The sequence below is a fragment of the Neptuniibacter sp. QD37_11 genome, assembly GCF_047778105.1.
Lineage (GTDB): Bacteria > Pseudomonadota > Gammaproteobacteria > Pseudomonadales > Balneatricaceae > Neptuniibacter.
Map to the genome: position 1 here is coordinate 2,231,246 of NZ_CP180552.1, position 17,189 is coordinate 2,248,434.

Annotated in this window: 17 protein-coding genes and 10 tRNA genes; 4 read left to right on the forward strand and 23 right to left on the reverse strand. The window is 43.9% G+C overall.

The window, feature by feature from the left end:
- Positions 1–6: 6 nt before the first annotated feature.
- Complete coding sequence (locus ACMXYT_RS10170) at positions 7–435, forward strand: GFA family protein (RefSeq protein WP_415911396.1); 429 nt, start codon at positions 7–9, stop codon at positions 433–435.
- Positions 436–444: 9 nt separating this feature from the next.
- Here the strand turns inward: ACMXYT_RS10170 and ACMXYT_RS10175 are convergent, their stop codons facing one another.
- Complete coding sequence (locus ACMXYT_RS10175; protein WP_415911397.1) at positions 445–1,341, reverse strand: TIGR01777 family oxidoreductase; 897 nt, start codon at positions 1,339–1,341, stop codon at positions 445–447.
- 152 nt (positions 1,342–1,493) lie between these two features.
- On the opposite strand from ACMXYT_RS10175, the gene ACMXYT_RS10180 reads away from it, so the two are divergent.
- Both ACMXYT_RS10180 and ACMXYT_RS10185 read left to right on the forward strand, forming a co-directional pair.
- Positions 1,494–2,117, forward strand: a complete 624-nt coding sequence (locus ACMXYT_RS10180) for a riboflavin synthase subunit alpha (protein WP_415911398.1) — start codon at positions 1,494–1,496, stop codon at positions 2,115–2,117.
- A gap of 98 nt (positions 2,118–2,215) precedes the next feature.
- Positions 2,216–3,349 (forward strand): DUF484 family protein, encoded by a 1,134-nt coding sequence (locus ACMXYT_RS10185; RefSeq protein WP_415911399.1) that lies wholly within the window; start codon positions 2,216–2,218, stop codon positions 3,347–3,349.
- Between the two features lie 65 nt (positions 3,350–3,414).
- Here ACMXYT_RS10185 and ACMXYT_RS10190 read toward each other — a convergent pair whose 3' ends face one another.
- The 22 genes from ACMXYT_RS10190 to ACMXYT_RS10295 form a co-directional block, all read right to left on the reverse strand.
- Entirely contained in the window at positions 3,415–3,969 is a 555-nt protein-coding gene (locus ACMXYT_RS10190) for a hemerythrin domain-containing protein (protein WP_415911400.1), read from the reverse strand.
- Positions 3,970–4,170: 201 nt separating this feature from the next.
- Positions 4,171–4,770 carry an HAD family hydrolase gene (locus ACMXYT_RS10195; RefSeq protein WP_415911401.1) on the reverse strand — a complete coding sequence of 200 codons (600 nt, stop codon included), beginning with the start codon at positions 4,768–4,770 and terminating at the stop codon, positions 4,171–4,173.
- Between the two features lie 94 nt (positions 4,771–4,864).
- Positions 4,865–5,260 (reverse strand): hypothetical protein, encoded by a 396-nt coding sequence (locus tag ACMXYT_RS10200; RefSeq protein WP_415905602.1) that lies wholly within the window; start codon positions 5,258–5,260, stop codon positions 4,865–4,867.
- A 141-nt stretch (positions 5,261–5,401) separates the two neighbouring features.
- The gene (gene pepN / locus ACMXYT_RS10205; protein WP_415911402.1) at positions 5,402–8,026 is read right to left on the reverse strand and encodes an aminopeptidase N; all 2,625 of its coding nucleotides are present in this window, start codon (positions 8,024–8,026) and stop codon (positions 5,402–5,404) included.
- 19 nt (positions 8,027–8,045) lie between these two features.
- Positions 8,046–8,876 carry a DUF2797 domain-containing protein gene (locus ACMXYT_RS10210; protein ID WP_415911403.1) on the reverse strand — a complete coding sequence of 277 codons (831 nt, stop codon included), beginning with the start codon at positions 8,874–8,876 and terminating at the stop codon, positions 8,046–8,048.
- Positions 8,876–9,148: a YeaC family protein gene (locus tag ACMXYT_RS10215; RefSeq protein WP_415884159.1), complete on the reverse strand. Its 273-nt coding sequence runs from the start codon at positions 9,146–9,148 to the stop codon at positions 8,876–8,878. Before ACMXYT_RS10215 ends, ACMXYT_RS10210 begins: the two co-directional genes overlap by 1 nt.
- Positions 9,149–9,206: 58 nt before the next feature.
- Positions 9,207–10,082, reverse strand: a complete 876-nt coding sequence (locus ACMXYT_RS10220; RefSeq protein WP_415911404.1) for an alpha/beta fold hydrolase — start codon at positions 10,080–10,082, stop codon at positions 9,207–9,209.
- 3 nt (positions 10,083–10,085) lie between these two features.
- The gene (locus ACMXYT_RS10225; protein ID WP_415911405.1) at positions 10,086–10,940 is read right to left on the reverse strand and encodes a rhomboid family intramembrane serine protease; all 855 of its coding nucleotides are present in this window, start codon (positions 10,938–10,940) and stop codon (positions 10,086–10,088) included.
- Positions 10,940–11,920: a metallophosphoesterase gene (locus ACMXYT_RS10230; RefSeq protein ID WP_415898580.1), complete on the reverse strand. Its 981-nt coding sequence runs from the start codon at positions 11,918–11,920 to the stop codon at positions 10,940–10,942. The genes ACMXYT_RS10225 and ACMXYT_RS10230 overlap by 1 nt, the downstream gene beginning before the upstream one ends.
- 1 nt (position 11,921) lies before the next feature.
- On the reverse strand, positions 11,922–12,803 hold the full coding sequence (locus ACMXYT_RS10235) for an NAD(+) kinase (RefSeq protein ID WP_415884155.1): 882 nt from the start codon (positions 12,801–12,803) through the stop codon (positions 11,922–11,924).
- Between the two features lie 111 nt (positions 12,804–12,914).
- Complete coding sequence (locus tag ACMXYT_RS10240; RefSeq protein WP_415911406.1) at positions 12,915–13,814, reverse strand: 1-aminocyclopropane-1-carboxylate deaminase/D-cysteine desulfhydrase; 900 nt, start codon at positions 13,812–13,814, stop codon at positions 12,915–12,917.
- A gap of 191 nt (positions 13,815–14,005) precedes the next feature.
- Positions 14,006–14,929: a diguanylate cyclase gene (locus ACMXYT_RS10245; RefSeq protein ID WP_415898582.1), complete on the reverse strand. Its 924-nt coding sequence runs from the start codon at positions 14,927–14,929 to the stop codon at positions 14,006–14,008.
- A 184-nt stretch (positions 14,930–15,113) separates the two neighbouring features.
- Positions 15,114–15,189: transfer RNA gene (locus ACMXYT_RS10250), tRNA-Val, on the reverse strand.
- 67 nt (positions 15,190–15,256) lie between these two features.
- A tRNA-Asp gene (locus ACMXYT_RS10255) sits at positions 15,257–15,333 on the reverse strand.
- A gap of 114 nt (positions 15,334–15,447) precedes the next feature.
- Positions 15,448–15,523, reverse strand: a tRNA-Val gene (locus ACMXYT_RS10260).
- Between the two features lie 34 nt (positions 15,524–15,557).
- Positions 15,558–15,634 (reverse strand) — tRNA-Asp (locus ACMXYT_RS10265).
- A 35-nt stretch (positions 15,635–15,669) separates the two neighbouring features.
- A tRNA-Val gene (locus ACMXYT_RS10270) sits at positions 15,670–15,745 on the reverse strand.
- Between the two features lie 34 nt (positions 15,746–15,779).
- Positions 15,780–15,856, reverse strand: a tRNA-Asp gene (locus ACMXYT_RS10275).
- Between the two features lie 35 nt (positions 15,857–15,891).
- A tRNA-Val gene (locus ACMXYT_RS10280) sits at positions 15,892–15,967 on the reverse strand.
- Between the two features lie 34 nt (positions 15,968–16,001).
- Positions 16,002–16,078, reverse strand: a tRNA-Asp gene (locus ACMXYT_RS10285).
- 35 nt (positions 16,079–16,113) lie between these two features.
- Positions 16,114–16,189 (reverse strand) — tRNA-Val (locus ACMXYT_RS10290).
- A gap of 34 nt (positions 16,190–16,223) precedes the next feature.
- Positions 16,224–16,300, reverse strand: a tRNA-Asp gene (locus ACMXYT_RS10295).
- A 322-nt stretch (positions 16,301–16,622) separates the two neighbouring features.
- Between ACMXYT_RS10295 and syd the strand changes: the two genes are divergently transcribed.
- A complete protein-coding gene (gene syd, locus ACMXYT_RS10300) occupies positions 16,623–17,186 on the forward strand; it encodes a SecY-interacting protein (RefSeq protein ID WP_415898583.1) in 564 nt (187 codons plus the stop codon).
- The last annotated feature ends 3 nt before the right edge of the window (positions 17,187–17,189 follow it).

Genomic DNA, 17,189 nt, shown 5'->3' on the forward strand with positions numbered 1-17,189 from the left:
TAATTCATGTCGACGAATCCAGATACAACAAAACTCACTGGTCAGTGTTTATGCGGCGGTATCAAGTATGTGGTCACTGGCTTACAACCTAAGATGGCGCATTGCCATTGCAGTATGTGTCGTAAATTCCATGGTGCTGCATTCGGCACTTATGGGGTCGCTAAGGTAGAGGACTTTAAGTGGCTACAAGGTGAAGAGTTTCTTAAAACTTATACTGCACCTAATGGAACGAAACGACAATTCTGTTCCGAATGCGGTTCTAGCTTAACCTTTGCACCTATTAATAACCCTGGCACCCATGTTGAATTTACTTTAGGCACATTAGATAGCGAAATTACCGTTAAACCAGATAGTCATATCTATTGCAGCTATAAAGCTGATTGGTACGAAATTTCAGATGATTTACCACAATTCCCCGAAGGCAGAGAAAGCTAGAAGCACTCGTTAGAAGTTTACGGCTGAATACATCGCTCCAGAAAGCTCTGGATAGTGAAACTTATAGCCTATCTCTTCTAGCTTTTCGGGGTAAACGCGTTGCCCTTCCACCAACAACTCCGCGCCCTCACCCAACATCAGGTTGATAACAATGCCTGGCATTGGCATAAATGCTGGTCGACCTAAGGTCTTTCCTAAGGTTTTGGAAAACTCCGCATTCGTTGCAGCATTAGGTGAAGTTAAATTAAACGGGCCCGAGAGCTCATCATGGGTTAATAGCATAGAGATGATTTCAATTTCATCATCAATATGTATCCATGACATCCATTGTTTGCCACTGGCAATCGGCCCACCTAGTCCGAGTTTAAATGGCAGTAACATCTTGCTTAATGCACCACCGTCACCCAGTACCACCCCTGTTCGGATGAGGCATACTCTGACTCCAAAGGCTTCTGCCTTTAACGCTTCCGCTTCCCAATCGGCACAAAGTGTATGCGTAAATCCTCTATTTGGCAGGCTTTCTTCGCCAAGTTTTTTATCGTCGTCATGACAACCGTAATAGCCTATTGCTGAACCACTAATGAGGACCTTCGGTTTTACGGTTTGTGCTTCGATCCACCCAACGAGCTCATGGGTTAGATCGATACGACTCGCTCGCAGAAGCTGTTTACGATCCTCGGTCCACTTCTGATCGGCAATAGGCTCCCCAGCCAAATTGATAACAGCATCTACCGCTAATTCATCCTGTGGAGGTAGATCTCGCAGCGCTTCAACTCTTCCTTGAAACAATTCGGCGACTTTAGAAGGGTTCCGACTCCAACATACCACCTCGTCTCCTTCTTCTAATCGAGCTTCGATAAGATGTTTACCGATAAAACCTGTTCCACCCGTCACTAAAATTTTCATACCTTTTTCCTTAAGGATTGGACCCATCATCTAGCTGTTAGTCGATGCTTATAACAATTACAGCGAAAAGTCATTTAGTCGCTGCAGTAGAACTCTATTGTTGTTACGATTCATTGCAGTATTTAGATTAGCAAATTTATAAGAGTGCACTGATGTTTACTGGAATTGTTCAAGGTAAAGCGACAATCAAAGCTGTTGAAACTAAAGCCGATTTTATGCGGCTGCAAGTAGAGCTTCCTTTAGAGCATTGTGACAATTTGCAAATTGGCGCCAGCATCGCTTTAAACGGCACCTGCCTAACCGTTGTCGCATTTGAGAAAAACTTAATCAGCTTCGACCTGATTATGGAAACACTTAAATTAACCAATCTAGGGGACCTCGCGCCAGGTGATCAGGTTAACTTTGAACGTGCCGCTAAATTTGGTGATGAAATCGGTGGCCACCTACTTTCAGGTCACATCCACCAGCAAGTAAAAATTGCCAAAATCGAAAAGCCTGAAAACAACTGGATTGTATGGTTTGAAGCGGCCCCAGAATTTCAACGCTATATATTTGCCAAAGGTTTTATCGGACTTAACGGCTGCAGCCTAACCATTGGTGAAAAACAGGATAATCTGTTCAACGTTTACCTCATCCCAGAAACCTTAGCTGTAACAACTTTTGGAGACTTAGGCGAAGACAGCATGGTTAATATGGAAATTGACGCCCATACACAAGCGGTCGTGGAAACAGTCGAACAATATATGAACAGCCATAACTTATTAAAAACTAAATAAAATTGTCATTAATATTTCTCAACAAAAATGTTAAAAAAAACTTTATAGTTTAAGTTAAGTGCCGATAACCCTTTAACGGATCCTATTAAAGGCGAACTATGAGTTTAAACGAGCTAGAAAAGGAAAATCAGGAGCTCAAGCGCACCCTTCGCTTAATGTTAAGCAAGGCTGAGCGCAATGAGAGTGTCCTGAATAGCTTTTTTGATGTGGAGATTCGCCTTCTCTCATGCGCTCGTTTATCTGAATTACTCGATTTAATGCTGATTGAGTTTAAAGACCTCTTTAAACTGAGCAATGTAAATCTCATCCTATTCGATCCGGAACATGCTGCACGCACTCTGCTAGACGATTATGTACCGCCACCTCCAGGTAATACGTTACGGTTTGTTCAGAGCCAGCGCTTGCTTAAATCGCTCTACCCTAATCATAAGCTCATTGTGGGTGCGCCGAGCGAAGCTGTGCGCAGAGAAGCTTTCCCTGTAGCAGATAACCCAATTGAGTCCTACGCACTGTTGCCACTGATTCGCCAAAACTGCCTTATCGGCAGCCTCCATTTAGGTAGCGCAGATGCGAGTCGATATACCCAACATGTTCGCTACGACTATATTCAGCACTTAGCTTCTGTAATTTCTGTTTGTATCGAAAACTGCATTAACCAAGAAAACCTGCATCGATTAAGCAGCATTGATATGCTGACAAAAGTGCATAATCGTCGCTCGTTTGATCAAGAGATAGTTCGAGAGCTATCCCGTGCAAGCCGCGCCAACCACTCTTTAGCCTGTTTGTTTATGGATCTAGACCACTTTAAAGTGGTTAACGACACCTACGGCCATCAAACGGGTGACCGTGTTTTAAGAACGGTAGGTTTATTCTTAGGTAAACAGCTACGTAAAACGGATATTATTGCGCGCTATGGTGGGGAAGAGTTCGCGGTGCTGCTACCAAATTGTGATAAAGCGCGGGCGATGGAAATAGCAGATACATTGAGACAGAAACTTTCTCGTCTTATTTTCCGCGATGAAAATGCCAAGCCATTTAGGATGACAACATCTGTCGGCGTATCTCTCTGCACGCCGGCTAACTATCCCAAAGAAAGCCTGAATACTATTGCCTATCAACTGATTCAATCAGCGGATAAGGCGGTCTATGAATCCAAACATAGTGGCCGTGACCAAGTCTCTTTTACTCAGTTTCAAGAGCCACAGATCGATATAAGCCAAGCACTTAACTAATTCCATAGAATACCTCCGTAATCAGAGAGAAACCAAAGCCCCTCCCTGAGTCCAGCCGGTACGGATTAGCATGCCTCGTTCATTTCCAACATAAGCTCTTTATATAGCGCTGTATATTCGCGAGCTTGAACTTCCCCAAAAAGCGGATCTTCTTGCTTCGGAAGCTGCTTTTCAATCATCTCTAACTCTTTTTCGCTCACCGATTCTTGAATCATAGGGAACAATTGACCTTCTTCGAAGTTGAGATGAGCCATTTGTAGCGAGACAAAATCATCTAACAGGCCAGCAAATTCATCCATTGGCATCACTGAGTCATGCAAAATACCATCTACAGCCTCTTTCAATTGAAGGCTGGAACTCTTTAAAGCTTCATGGTCTTTAGCACAGTTAAATAGGTGCTTATCCAATTCGGGATTCCGATCGGCCAAACATTTGTACATTTTATCTTCGCGGGGATGATGGTGGCCGTCCGCATAATTAGAGATATAGTCAATCAGATCGGCAATAAGGCTGAAATTAGGCTGCTGTCCTGCTTTAAGCTGATTCACTTTCTGACGCAAGATTACTAATAGCTTATTAAGATTTACATGATCCTGATGTAGCTCGGCTAATATCGTCATACTTACACCTCAAAAGGTTGGTCCAATAACCCAATATAGACAATCAAGGGAAAAGGCCTTTGACAAAGATCAAGCAAAGCTGGGATAAAATCGGGAGGCTAACGTACTTATTTTTTAAACTGAAATTTTTACCTTTAGCTTCAAAGGGATAGCTTCAGATAAAAATCCATTGCCTAAAAGAAAAATTAACAGGACGAAAACTCAAACAAAGGTCAGTAAAGATGTTAACTCAGGCAGGTTTTTAACTCTGATATCTGTATCTTCCGGCCAGTGACGATCTTTCGGATCAACATGTACAGTACTTACACCGGCTGCACGCCCTGACAACAGATCCAGATGAAAATCCCCCACCATTACGCCTGAATGGTTTGGCAATGCCCACAGTTTTAAAAGAATATGTATACCTTCAGGGGATGGCTTGGGCTGACTGTCTTCACGACCCAGCACATGTACCTTTTCGAAGAATGTATCCGCACCAATCGCCTTTAAAGATAATAATGCTAATTCGTGGGTGTTACGGGTAAGAATACCCATCTGGCAACCCGCAGCTGCTAGTGCTTCTAGGCAATCAAGTACGCCCTCAGCAGGAGCTGCTTGGGACGCATATTCCCTTTCAAGAATATCAAGTTCAGCATTCATCCATCGCTGTCGCTCTGGGGGCTGACGCTTAATACATTCAAGAATATCATCACTAGGATCTATATCTAGTTTCTGGCGAATCAGTTCAAAATCATGAACCGGTTGAGTTAAGGTGCCATCAAGATCAAATATCCAAGCACGCTTCTCTTTTAGATCTAACAACTCTTCCTCACAAATAATTTCTCACAAATAAAAATGCCGAAAAGCTTTCACTTTTCGGCATTCTACGACCCTACAAGTAAATCTGGATCAGATTTTATTCTGCAACTGCGTAGCAAGCTTCGTTAAATGGATCTAGTGGGTTTTCCAATAGATCATCTTGTTTGAAGTAAAGAATACGACCTTCAAACTTAAGGCTCTTAGTAGAGAACCAACGATCAAGCTCTTCCAAACTTTCATCGCTCGCATTGGCGTCTAACCAACTAGTGATTACATTGTAAAAATAAACACCAAATAGACCTGCTGCTGCACCGAGGAAAAATTCAGACGCTAGCGCAAACAACATTAACACAATGCCAGCAATCCAAATGCGGTTAGCTTTGGCATTTTTGTAGGCATCAGTAGATGATTCATGACTATCTTTCAAACGCATGTAGCGACGGAAATTTTGTTGGATGTCGAATTTATCTTCAGTAGATAGTAATTTAGACATGTTGCTTCCTTGGTAAAACGTATCTTTATTATTTGTTATAGCGCTAAACAAGATAACGCATGTTCAGCTTTATTCCTAAGCGAGTATAGCCGAGGTAAACGCATCCGTCCCCCCGGCTAAAGGCGTATATTGCAATTTTTTTTACGCCAAGCTTTTACTCACCACTTCGAAGACATCTTTTGATAGATTTCCACTGTCTCGAATGCGCTCTAGCTCTTTAAACATAAGCGCTTGACGCACTTTGTCATATTTCTTCCAACGACTCAATGGCGTCACCATTCTCGATGCTACTTGCGGATTTTGAGCATTCAGCTCAATAATTCGATCAGCCAAGAACTGGTAACCCGAGCCATCTTTCGCATGGAAATTAACTGGGTTCTGAGCACAGAATACAGAGATAAGAGAACGCAACTTGTTCGGGTTTTTAGCATCAAATGCCGGATGTTCCATCAATGCTTTAACACGATCTATCGCTTGCTCTTTTGGATTAGAGGCTTGGATAGACAACCAGATGTTGACCACTAAACTCTCATCCTTCCAACGATCATAGAAATCATCCAATAAATCTTGAGCTGCCTTGTCATTTTCAGAGTGGGCCACTTGCACCAATGCCGCCTGCATATCGGTCATGTTATCCGACTTAGCATATTGAGCTTGCGCAAGCTCCAGATACTCAGGTTTATCTAAGGACGTTAGATAAGATAGACATAGATTTTTCAGGCTTCGACGAGCAATGGAGTCAGAATCTGGTGAATATTGCAGATCAAGGTCATTATCTTGATAACACTGCAACAATGTAGCCTCTAGATCTGCCGCTAATGTATGACGTACGAACTTGCGTACGTTGTAGATAGCGTCAACATCGATCTCATCAGCTAGTTCAGATAGATAAGCTTCAGAAGGCAGCGTTAGCACCTTGCTGACCATTGCTTTATCCAAACCTTCTGTTTCCAGAATTGATTTGTACGCTGACACTAGACGCTCATCTAACTGCAGCGCCTTCTCATCACGATAGTCAGCGATTAAGCCTTGCATGATATCCACAGCAAGCTTTTGTGCCGCGTCCCAACGGCTGAAGCCATCACTGTCATTTGCCATCAGGAACATCAGCTCATCACGCTGATACGGGTAGAACAGCTTCACAGGAGCTGAGAAACCACGCAATATCGAAGGCACTGGCTTCGCCGCTAAGCCTTTAAAGGTAAAGGTCTGCTTAGCCTCGGTGATATTAAGCACTTCGGTAGTTTGACCGTTAGCCAACACAAGGTCCTCACCATTCTCATCAAGCAAGCCAAGGGCTAATGGGATATGGAATGGTAGTTTCTCCTCCTGACCCGGAGTCGCTGGGCAACGCTGCTCAACATGAAGTTGATAATCGCCTGTAGATGCATCAAAGCTATCAGTAACATGCAATTCCGGCGTACCTGCTTGAGAGTACCAATTACGGAACTGAGATAAATCTTTACCCGATGCATCTTCCATCGCAGAAACAAACTCTTCTGTTGTCACCGCTTGGCCATCGTGGCGTTCGAAATAAAGATCAGAACCTTTACGGAATAATTCAGGGCCTAATAAGGTGTGAATCATACGCACAACTTCTGCGCCCTTTTCATAGATAGTCAGGGTGTAGAAGTTAGAAATTTCAATAAACGAAGCCGGTCTGATTGGATGTGCCATTGGACCTGCATCTTCAGCAAACTGAGCTGTACGCAATACACCGACATCCTCTACGCGTTTCACTGTGCGTGAGTTCATATCAGCTGAGAACTCTGCATCGCGGAATACGGTGAAGCCTTCTTTCAAACTTAACTGGAACCAATCACGACAAGTGACACGGTTACCCGACCAGTTATGGAAGTATTCATGGGCCACAACCCCTTCAACGCGCTGAAAACCCATATCAGTGGTCGTAGCAGGATGAGCAAGCACACAAGAAGTATTAAAGATATTTAAACCTTTATTCTCCATTGCTCCCATATTGAAGAAGTCGACCGCAACAATCATATAGATATCTAGATCATACTCACGACCGTAAACCTGCTCATCCCAAGCCATCGACTTTTTCAGGGACTGCATCGCGTAATCTAATTTATTCAGGTCTTTCTGCTCAGCATAAATGAGCAGTTCAACTTCACGTCCAGATGAGGTCGTAAAGGTATCTTTAATGTGCTGCAGATCGCCCGCTACTAACGCAAAAAGATAAGCAGGCTTACTAAAAGGATCTTCCCATTTGACCCAGTGACGACCATCATCAAGCTCACCTTTATCAACCAAGTTACCATTGGAAAGCAACACTGGGTAAGCCTGTTTTTCAGCTTCAATTATTGTGCTGAAGACAGACATCACATCAGGACGATCTGGATAAAAAGTGATACGGCGGAAGCCTTCGGCCTCACACTGTGTACAGAACATACCGTCTGATTTGTACAAACCTTCTAATGCAGTATTCGTTTCTGGGTGAATTTTTGTCAGCGTTTCTAAGGTAAAGCTTTCTGGCAGATTAGAAAGTAACAACTCTTCACCTTCACGCTGATAATCAACGTGTTCAACACCATCAATCGAAAGATTCAATAACTCTAGTTCTGGGTGCCCGAATAGCACAAGCTTCGGAGCTGAATCCTCACACTTCGGATTTCGGCTGATTTTTAATTCTACTGTAACCAGAGTTTCCTGCTCAAACAATTGAAAACGCAGGTCGGTGGTTTCTATCAGATAAGATGGAACTTTATAGTCTTTAAGGTAAATAACATTGGGTTCTTGAGACATGATTTCACCTAGTCAGTTATCAGGCAGATACAGATACCTGATACGCTGTGAATTTACGCATATTGATGACGCCAGTATCTAAGATCAGGTACTGCCCTTTTATCCCCTGCAAAACGCCAGATACTTCGGCCGTTTTATCAAAATTAAACGATGTTACTTTGGTCGGGTAATTCAACACAGGGTAGTTGATCTCTATTTGTTCAGCATCTGGCAAACGCTGAATAGCTTGGATACCAAAAGTCTGTTCGAGTTCCGCTAAACCTTCACTACATTTTTCAAAAAGCTGATCACGAATTTCAGCAAGCGTTAAAGGCTCAACTTCATTTTTAAGCATTTTTCGCCAGTTAGTTTTATCTGCTACATGCTCACCAAGCAGACGTTCAACTTTGCCCGACTGCAAACGTGTCGCTACTTTCAGAATCGGCAATGCTTGAATAGCACCTTGGTCCATCCAACGTGTTGGAATTTGAGTGCCGCGGGTAATACCAACTTTTACACCCGATGAGTTAGCTAGATAAACGTAATGGTCTTGGAAGCAAAACTGCTCACCCCAACCTGCATCACGACAAGTACCTTCATGGAAATGACAAAGTTCAGGTTTAACTATGCATTGATCACATTGAGGGAGACTTTTAAAGCAAGGGTAACAGAAACCTTGGTTAAAGCTTTTGTTAGTTTTACGCCCACAATGAGTGCAATTGATCGCACCCTTGTATTCTAAGGAGATAGGTTTACCAATGAGCTCATTCATTGGCACTTCCTGGTCACCTACAGGTAATTTGTAAACAACGCCTTCAGATGTTAGTTCGGTGCGCATTTTTTGTAGCGCACCCTGCGCTAGAATCTGCATTAATTTTTATCGTCAGTCAGAATTTTAATCGTATCGGCTGCCAATGGGTCTTTACCATGCTGAGAACCGTCTTGTTTTGTACGATCAATATATCCAACTCGTTCTTCTTCTGGTTTGTGCTCTAAGTCATAAGCAACAACGGCACGCATACAGATATCACGTTGTTCTGGCGTTAACTTACGTCCATCAGGCCATTTCCCCAACTCCACTGCACGCTTAAGGGATTTATGCATATCAGGGGTCATTGCTTGAATTAGTTGTTCGTATGTCATCATCAATCTCTTACTTTTTATCAGGTCTCACCACCTGATTTGGAATCTACAAAGTCTATCACATCCCTATTTCATTCCGCATAAATGCGACCACTTGTTCTTGAATCAAACGTCTATTCTCTTCACAAGGGATATGTAGATCTTCGAGTTCTTTTAACTGTTTTAGGTTTACCAGAGTCGATCTTGCTTGCTCAGCTAACTGATCCGGATCGAAATAGATATCTTCACTTGCACTGAAAATCTGTACAGGCGATTTAAATCTGGACAGCTCTGCTTTTGAAAATGGCCCCGGCGGTATCAACGTCATAGGAATACCCGCTTGAAACGTCGAATAATAATACTGTTCCAATTCAGGCCAGTTATCTTCCATCAACGGTTTCATTAGCTGATCAAAATGCGGCTGGTCGGTATGAATTTTAAAGCCAATAAAAGGCAGAATCAGCTTTTTCAATGGCCGCCACAAGGGCCGAGAAAAACCCGCTGGTACAATCAAAGATGCAGCAGATATACGCTCAGGCTTGTAAGCAGCCAAATCAAGTAAAACCGCTCCACCAAACGAGAGCCCTACCATAGGTGCTTGCTCAACACCCAAAGCATCCAAAAGCTGATCGAGCCACATGGCATAGGCACTATTGGAAGGCACTGGCGCAATACCTGGAGTTTTACCTGCTTGCCCAGGAATATCAGGCGAAATTACTCGAAAATGCTTAGTCAGAGGCCATAGCAGCTCGAGGTTAAACGGTGCAGGTGTATGTAAGCCATGCAGAGCGATTAATCGAGGCGCATCTTCAGGCCCAGCCTCCATCACCCAGATAGGCCCTAAGGAGGTGGCTTGATATCGACCAGTGACATTACACTCTGGCAATTGGTTAAGTCGATCACACTGCCCTTGATAACGATGGTTAAGATCTAATGACAGTGAAACAGGATCCACTTGTTATCTCCTAGTAGCCAAAAGCTTTCCAAACGGGATAAACGCTAAACCAGCCAGCAAACCCACCAAGTGCGCGGTATTCGCGATAGCGCCTAATTGCAGTGCTTCTAGAACACCAGCATAACCAAGTACTAGCCAGAAGATTAAGAAGCCCATAATACTCTGCGGCAGGCCAATTCGATGATCAGACTGGGTTTTATCCCACAACCACGCATAGCCAAGGAAGGCAAAAACAACGCCTGATAAACCACCAAACATTGGCCCTGCATCATGATATTGCGCAATGTTAGAGATAACGCCGGAAAACAGGATTAATAGACACAAAGTTACACGGCCTTGATAGATCTCAATCCTGCTACCCACGATCCAGATCCAAAGGGCGTTAAACGCAATATGCAGCTCACTAAAGTGCAGAAAGATAGGCGTAATAAAACGCCATACTTCAAATGACTCTAGCGTACCTTCCAAACCAGAACTGTAGAGACTGCCATCTTTTTGAACAATATCTGCAATCGTGAATAAGCGCAGCCATTCTAAATTGTCACCAAAGGAGATTAAGAAGGTCAGTAATAAACTGCTCGCAATCAACAAACAGCTCATCCAAGCCTGTTTAACTTGAGATAAAAGATCTGTCTGCCCCACTGCTTTAGGAATCGCTAAAACAAAGCCTTCAAGGCTCTCACCCCGGCGACATTTCTCATATAAAGCGACAATCTGCGCAGGCTCAACCCCAACCGCAATCCAAACCTCTTGAGTATGCTCAAGCTCAACAACCCTATGCGGCACCTCGTAGCGCCATAGGATTTGGGTAAACTCTGTGAGATCTTCACCTAAGGGTACAGAAAGCACCTTAATCATTAGAGACCCAACTCATCGGCGATTTCGGTTCTTACATCAACCCATACAAATTTGTCAGGCTGAATAGTTTTTTCATCATCCAATCGATATGCAACCAACTTACCGTATTTAACCGCACTGTAATCTAAACATGCGATATTAGGTGTTATAGGTTCAGGAACCCCTTCCCGCCAATAGTGACCAATAAATAACATCTTCTCTTCTGGACCGTAATAGAGAAGATCATTATGGTCCTGCTTAGTTAATTTCAAACGAGCTATATGCTCCGGCAACGGATCCGGCTGAAACACAACATCTGCATAATATTCCGGCTCAGCAGACCAAAATTTGGTTCTAAAGAAGCGTCTGCGATAGCCGTCTTTACTCACCATGACCTCACCATCAGGCAAGCTTAAGTGTGTCCCGCGCAACAAGCGATCAGTCAGCGCCCATTCAAAGGTGCCACGTTTAGATGAACGGTGTAGAAAACGATCATCGATAATATGATTCGGGTATTCACCCTCGAACCGATCAATTAACTTTTGATGCCAACAAGCATGCACAACACGGAAATGCTCGAACTCTAGATAAATAGGCATCTCTCGAATCCACTGCAAGAACATCTCTTGCTCTTCAGGGTAATCGGCAAACTGCTCTAGGGTTTCAGCAAGAATACGATGGTGACGTGGACTATGCTCACGTAGATAGCTAAGACCGCTGCCCTCATGCCCCTCAGTACAGTAACTCAAAAAGTTAAATTCATGGTTCCCCATAACAATCTGAGCAGCGCCCGATTGCACCATATCGTAAACAATATGTAGAGACTCACGGATTCTAGGACCGCGATCAACGATGTCGCCTAAAAAGATCATCTGGCGCTCTGGGTGGCAGTAGACACCATCCTTTTTGCTGTAACCTAACTTGCTTAACAAAAGCTCTAAGCTAAGGCCGCAGCCATGGACATCACCAACCAGATCGTAGCCTTTAAACTGATCAGTCACGTCAATCTCCGAGCTTAGTACCCCAACCAAGTTTCTCTCGGCAGGTACTATAAAAGTCATAATTGAGTGGGTGTAACAGTTTCAGTTTATGGGGTTTTTTATGAACCGTAATCGTATCCCCTGGTGCACAGCTAATATCTTTTTGACCATCACAAGATACGGTTGGGTAGGCACCATTATTAGGGCTAATAACCAACTTCAGCTCACTGTTACCATTAACCACGATTGGACGGCTAGAAAGCGTATGGGGGAACATAGGCACCAGTACCAAAGCATCTAACTTCGGGTGCATAATTGGACCGCCACCAGATAGCGAATAAGCAGTAGAACCTGTTGGCGTAGAGATGATCAAGCCATCAGATTTTTGCGTGTAAACGAACTGCCCTTCAATATACAGTTCAAATTCAATCATTCGCGCTGCTTTACCTGGGTGCAACACACAGTCATTAAGTGCAGTAGCCTCACCAATAGGAACGCCATCACGCTTAACGATGACATCTAGCAAAAAACGACTATCAACGGTGTACTTACCTTCCAGTACTTCGCCAACTTTTTCTTCAATTTCATTTGGAGAGATATCGGTTAGGAAGCCAAGATTGCCACGGTTCACACCCAGCACTGGAACATGGTATTGAGCAAGGGAACGAGCTGCACCCAATAGACTACCATCACCACCGACAACAATGACTAAGTCACATATTTCGCCCATCATCTTCTGCGTACTGGTCTGCTGGCCATGACCCGGCATAACTTCAGCGATTCGCTCATCAATTATCGTATTAAGACCGCGATCACCTAAAAAGCGAATAAGGTGCTTAAGTGTATCTATAACTGATTTACTACCTAAACGCCCAATTAGACCAATATTACGAAAGTAATCCATTATCTCTCCGGATTAACGTTTGTATGAAAAACCAGATTCTATCTAACTGATTTTTCAGATTCTTTTCAATGATTCTTTATGACCAAAACCGCAATTTGGCGCTAATCAAGCTTAAGCTAGACTTCGGGCCCCTTGCAGACCACCGGTATGAATAGCCAAAACAGTACTTCCTTCTGCATAATCACCACGCTCTATTCTCTTCAATAGGTGACTAAGCATTTTTGCAGTATAAATCTGATCTAGGGGGAGCTGATGCTCTTTCAGCATAAAATCCATGAAAGCTATCAGATCATTAGACACTTTAGCATAGCCACCACCATGCCCTTCCAGATCTAAATCCCAGTTATCAGTGGGATCTGCACCCGATTCAGTCATAAGGTTTTCAATATCCGAAAACAGAAAATCTGCCTTTTTCAGCACAGGTATACCTAAAACCGGAATATCAGGAACAGACAAAGCCACACCAGCTAAGGTCCCACCTGTGCCAGAAGCCAGCACAATTTGATCAGGATTAACCTTAGCTAGGATCTCAGGCGTGATTATTTCTCGTGCGCCCTGCACAGCAAATTTATTACTGCCCCCTTCCGGCACGATCAAAGGGTTAGAAAAGCGAGCCTTTAAAGTCTTAAGGTATTCGGAATCATGCCGCTGACGATATTCCTGACGATTAACAAAACACAACTCCATCCCCCATGCTTTCGCATCTCTTAAGGTTGGATTATCCGCATACTCTGGCTCTCCTCGAATCACACCAATTGTTTTTATCCCAAGCGATGACCCAGTCTTAGCTAAAGCGTGAATATGATTAGAATACGCCCCACCAAAACTAAGGACGCACGAGTAACTCTTTTCTAGCGCATGCTGAAGGTTGTACTTCAACTTAAACCATTTGTTACCACTGACTGTTTCATCAGTCAGATCCAAACGAAGCAGATGAAGCCTAACTCCCGCCTGAATAGTTTCATCGGTTTCTAAAAGCTGAATGGGTAGCACGGGATTTTGGAGTAGCATTTTAATTAATCAGCACTGCAACATACTTGAAATATATATGAAGTACTTTAAGAGAAAGTTAAATAATAGAGGAAGAAAAACGTGGAAGATTATATTGAAGAATTGCTATTGCTAAACATTGATGAATATGAAGACGATGAATGTCTAGATGATGCTGAAGAACAATAACAGCATCATCTAGGCTATCAATTTTAAGCACTATCGGTTTGAACTAAATTACCTATATGCTGCTTAATCAGGAAGGTACTATTCCCACCCGAACTCTTAGACTCATACATGGCCAGATCTGCTCTTTGCACAATTTGATCTGGATTCTCCATTCCATTAGTCTCGGTCACGCCAAGACTAACAGAAACCTTAATCAACGACTCGATATCCTGATCAACGCTAAATGAGCATTTCGAATTAAACATTACACGAATGCGTTCAGCCGTTTTAGCTGCAGCATCAATATCAGTCTCAGGTAACAGCACCATAAATTCATCACCACCATAGCGAACAGCAACATCCGATGCTCGCAAAGTTTCTCGAAGAATCTCGCCAATAAGCCTTAAGACACGATCACCTTCTAGGTGACCAAGAGAATCATTTACCTTTTTAAAATTATCCAGATCAAAACAGATTAAGCTTAAAGGATGCTTATAACGCTTAGCACGATCTAATTCTTGCGCCATCACGGTGTAAAAATGCCGCTGGTTAAAAAGCCCTGTTAACTCATCAGTGACAGAAAGCTTGTGCAATTGCTGCTCTAAACTTTGACGTTCAGTCAAATCATGAAAGAAACCAATACTGCCACCTTCATCTTGATCAACAATCGCAGCAGATAAACGAATCGGAACAACCGCTCCATCTTTGCAGGCAAGCTTCGCTTCATAACCTTCTATACTTCCAGGCTTGCCATAAGATTCAGAGAGCAAAAGTCGCTTAATCTCTTTCGCTTCTTCTAAGCTCGGATAGATAGATGCGATACTAACTTTTCCAATAACTTCATCAGCCGAATAACCCAAAAGCTTCTCAGCTGCTGCATTAAACAACTGAACAACCCCTGAGCCATCAACCCCTATAACTGGGTCAGGACAGAGTGATACAAGCACGGTTTCATCCACATTATTCACTGAGGCATTCCCATCTCTTTTATTTTTATTCCAGGAAACTGATTTTTAGCGTTATTTACGCTACAAGCACATATGCTTACAAGCCGAAAGGGTAACAGATACAGCCTTTAAGTAAACAACTCAAAAGTCTTGGTAGATAAATTTAATTTTTAGGAAATATAACTCATATAAGGAAGGTACTTAGTGGTGGGCGTGGAGAGGCTCGAACTCCCGACATTCGCCTTGTAAGGGCGACGCTCTCCCAACTGAGCTACACGCCCACTAAGCAGATGGCTGGTTTACGACTCCTTCAGCGCTTCGAAAGAGAAGTTACCCATGAGGCATAAATGGCGGAACGGACGGGACTCGAACCCGCGACCCCCTGCGTGACAGGCAGGTATTCTAACCAACTGAACTACCGCTCCACAATAACACGGGACTCGAACCCGCGACCCTCACTCTCCTTGGAGTGACAGCCAGATATCCACAAATGAATACCGCTCCACATTGTCTCGTGCCGCGACCGGGGCTTTATTTAGTGGTGGGCGTGGAGAGGCTCGAACTCCCGACATTCGCCTTGTAAGGGCGACGCTCTCCCAACTGAGCTACACGCCCACTAAATAATCACTATCTAAGCTCTTAAAGATAGTGGCGGAACGGACGGGACTCGAACCCGCGACCCCCTGCGTGACAGGCAGGTATTCTAACCAACTGAACTACCGCTCCACATTGTCTCGTACCGCGACCGGGGCTTTATTTAGTGGTGGGCGTGGAGAGGCTCGAACTCCCGACATTCGCCTTGTAAGGGCGACGCTCTCCCAACTGAGCTACACGCCCACTAAATAATCACTATCTAAGCTCTTAAAGATAGTGGCGGAACGGACGGGACTCGAACCCGCGACCCCCTGCGTGACAGGCAGGTATTCTAACCAACTGAACTACCGCTCCACATTGTCTCGTACCGCGACCGGGGCTTTATTTAGTGGTGGGCGTGGAGAGGCTCGAACTCCCGACATTCGCCTTGTAAGGGCGACGCTCTCCCAACTGAGCTACACGCCCACTAAATAATCACTATCTAAGCTCTTAAAGATAGTGGCGGAACGGACGGGACTCGAACCCGCGACCCCCTGCGTGACAGGCAGGTATTCTAACCAACTGAACTACCGCTCCACATTGTCTCGTACCGCGACCGGGGCTTTATTTAGTGGTGGGCGTGGAGAGGCTCGAACTCCCGACATTCGCCTTGTAAGGGCGACGCTCTCCCAACTGAGCTACACGCCCACTAAATAATCACTATCTAAGCTCTTAAAGATAGTGGCGGAACGGACGGGACTCGAACCCGCGACCCCCTGCGTGACAGGCAGGTATTCTAACCAACTGAACTACCGCTCCACATTCCTCATCCGAGACAGTTACTTACTGCCCCAAACGGAGTGCGAATTTTACGGGTTTTGTTCCCCATGTCAAACGTTTAAACAAAAAAAATTTCATTCTTTTTGATTGCACATTCTTTGTACAAAATCAGTAAGTTAGAATAAATCAAAGCAAAACAGTATGTTCCATTAAACTGTTCAAAAATCATCCTACACATATCAACTTAATAACTACTCGCTTTTCCCAAGAAATACGATTCTCTTACTTATAAAGTTATTTCCACATCCTTGAATTAAGTTAGAATCGTTCACTGACCAGCGATTTATACAGAGAGTGTTATATGACAGCCTCCCCTACCGTTTCAGCTTTAGATAGTTTTATGGAGAAGCTTAATGCCATGCAGGCGCAGCACCCTCTCATCCGGTTCAATTCAGATTGGCCTTCAGAGTGCTACGCTACCCAAGCTAAAGATGGAGTTACGGTATCTTGGTGGCCAACTCTACAGACGACCCCAAGCGATATGTTTACTCGATTAGAGGAGGCTCTTGAAGAATCCATTCATCCAGACATTATCGATTACTACTGTCGCTATTGGTCAGATCCACTTCCAGCTAGCTGCAGTGATGGCGATCTCAGCCTGATACAAGTTTGGAATGATGAAGATATGGAGCGCTTACGCAGCAATCTAATTGGCCACGCACTTTCTAAACGTCAACAAAAAAGACCTTTGACCTTTTTTATTGCCTGCCCGGAACCAGATGAAGACTTCTTTATCAGTGTCGATAATTTTAGTGGAGAGGTCTGGTTAGAGCGCCCAGGCAAACCGCCTATCAGAAAGTTGGCTGACAACTTAGCCGACTTTCTTAATTCATTAACCCCCCGTCTAATTCCTGATACGGAGTAAGTT

Excerpts from the sequence above, each read along its gene's own strand:
- ACMXYT_RS10180 (WP_415911398.1), top strand. The coding sequence starts at position 1,494 with ATGTTTACTGGAATTGTTCAAGGTAAAGCGACAATCAAAGCTGTTGAA.
- ACMXYT_RS10175 (WP_415911397.1), bottom strand. The coding sequence starts at position 1,341 with ATGAAAATTTTAGTGACGGGTGGAACAGGTTTTATCGGTAAACATCTT.
- syd (WP_415898583.1), top strand. The coding sequence starts at position 16,623 with ATGACAGCCTCCCCTACCGTTTCAGCTTTAGATAGTTTTATGGAGAAG.
- ACMXYT_RS10200 (WP_415905602.1), bottom strand. The coding sequence starts at position 5,260 with ATGTCTAAATTACTATCTACTGAAGATAAATTCGACATCCAACAAAAT.
- ACMXYT_RS10235 (WP_415884155.1), bottom strand. The coding sequence starts at position 12,803 with ATGGATTACTTTCGTAATATTGGTCTAATTGGGCGTTTAGGTAGTAAA.
- ACMXYT_RS10170 (WP_415911396.1), top strand. The coding sequence starts at position 7 with ATGTCGACGAATCCAGATACAACAAAACTCACTGGTCAGTGTTTATGC.
- ACMXYT_RS10185 (WP_415911399.1), top strand. The coding sequence starts at position 2,216 with ATGAGTTTAAACGAGCTAGAAAAGGAAAATCAGGAGCTCAAGCGCACC.
- ACMXYT_RS10210 (WP_415911403.1), bottom strand. The coding sequence starts at position 8,876 with ATGCAGATTCTAGCGCAGGGTGCGCTACAAAAAATGCGCACCGAACTA.
- ACMXYT_RS10190 (WP_415911400.1), bottom strand. The coding sequence starts at position 3,969 with ATGACGATATTAGCCGAGCTACATCAGGATCATGTAAATCTTAATAAG.
- ACMXYT_RS10240 (WP_415911406.1), bottom strand. The coding sequence starts at position 13,814 with ATGCTACTCCAAAATCCCGTGCTACCCATTCAGCTTTTAGAAACCGAT.
- ACMXYT_RS10225 (WP_415911405.1), bottom strand. The coding sequence starts at position 10,940 with ATGATTAAGGTGCTTTCTGTACCCTTAGGTGAAGATCTCACAGAGTTT.
- pepN (WP_415911402.1), bottom strand. The coding sequence starts at position 8,026 with ATGTCTCAAGAACCCAATGTTATTTACCTTAAAGACTATAAAGTTCCA.
- ACMXYT_RS10215 (WP_415884159.1), bottom strand. The coding sequence starts at position 9,148 with ATGACATACGAACAACTAATTCAAGCAATGACCCCTGATATGCATAAA.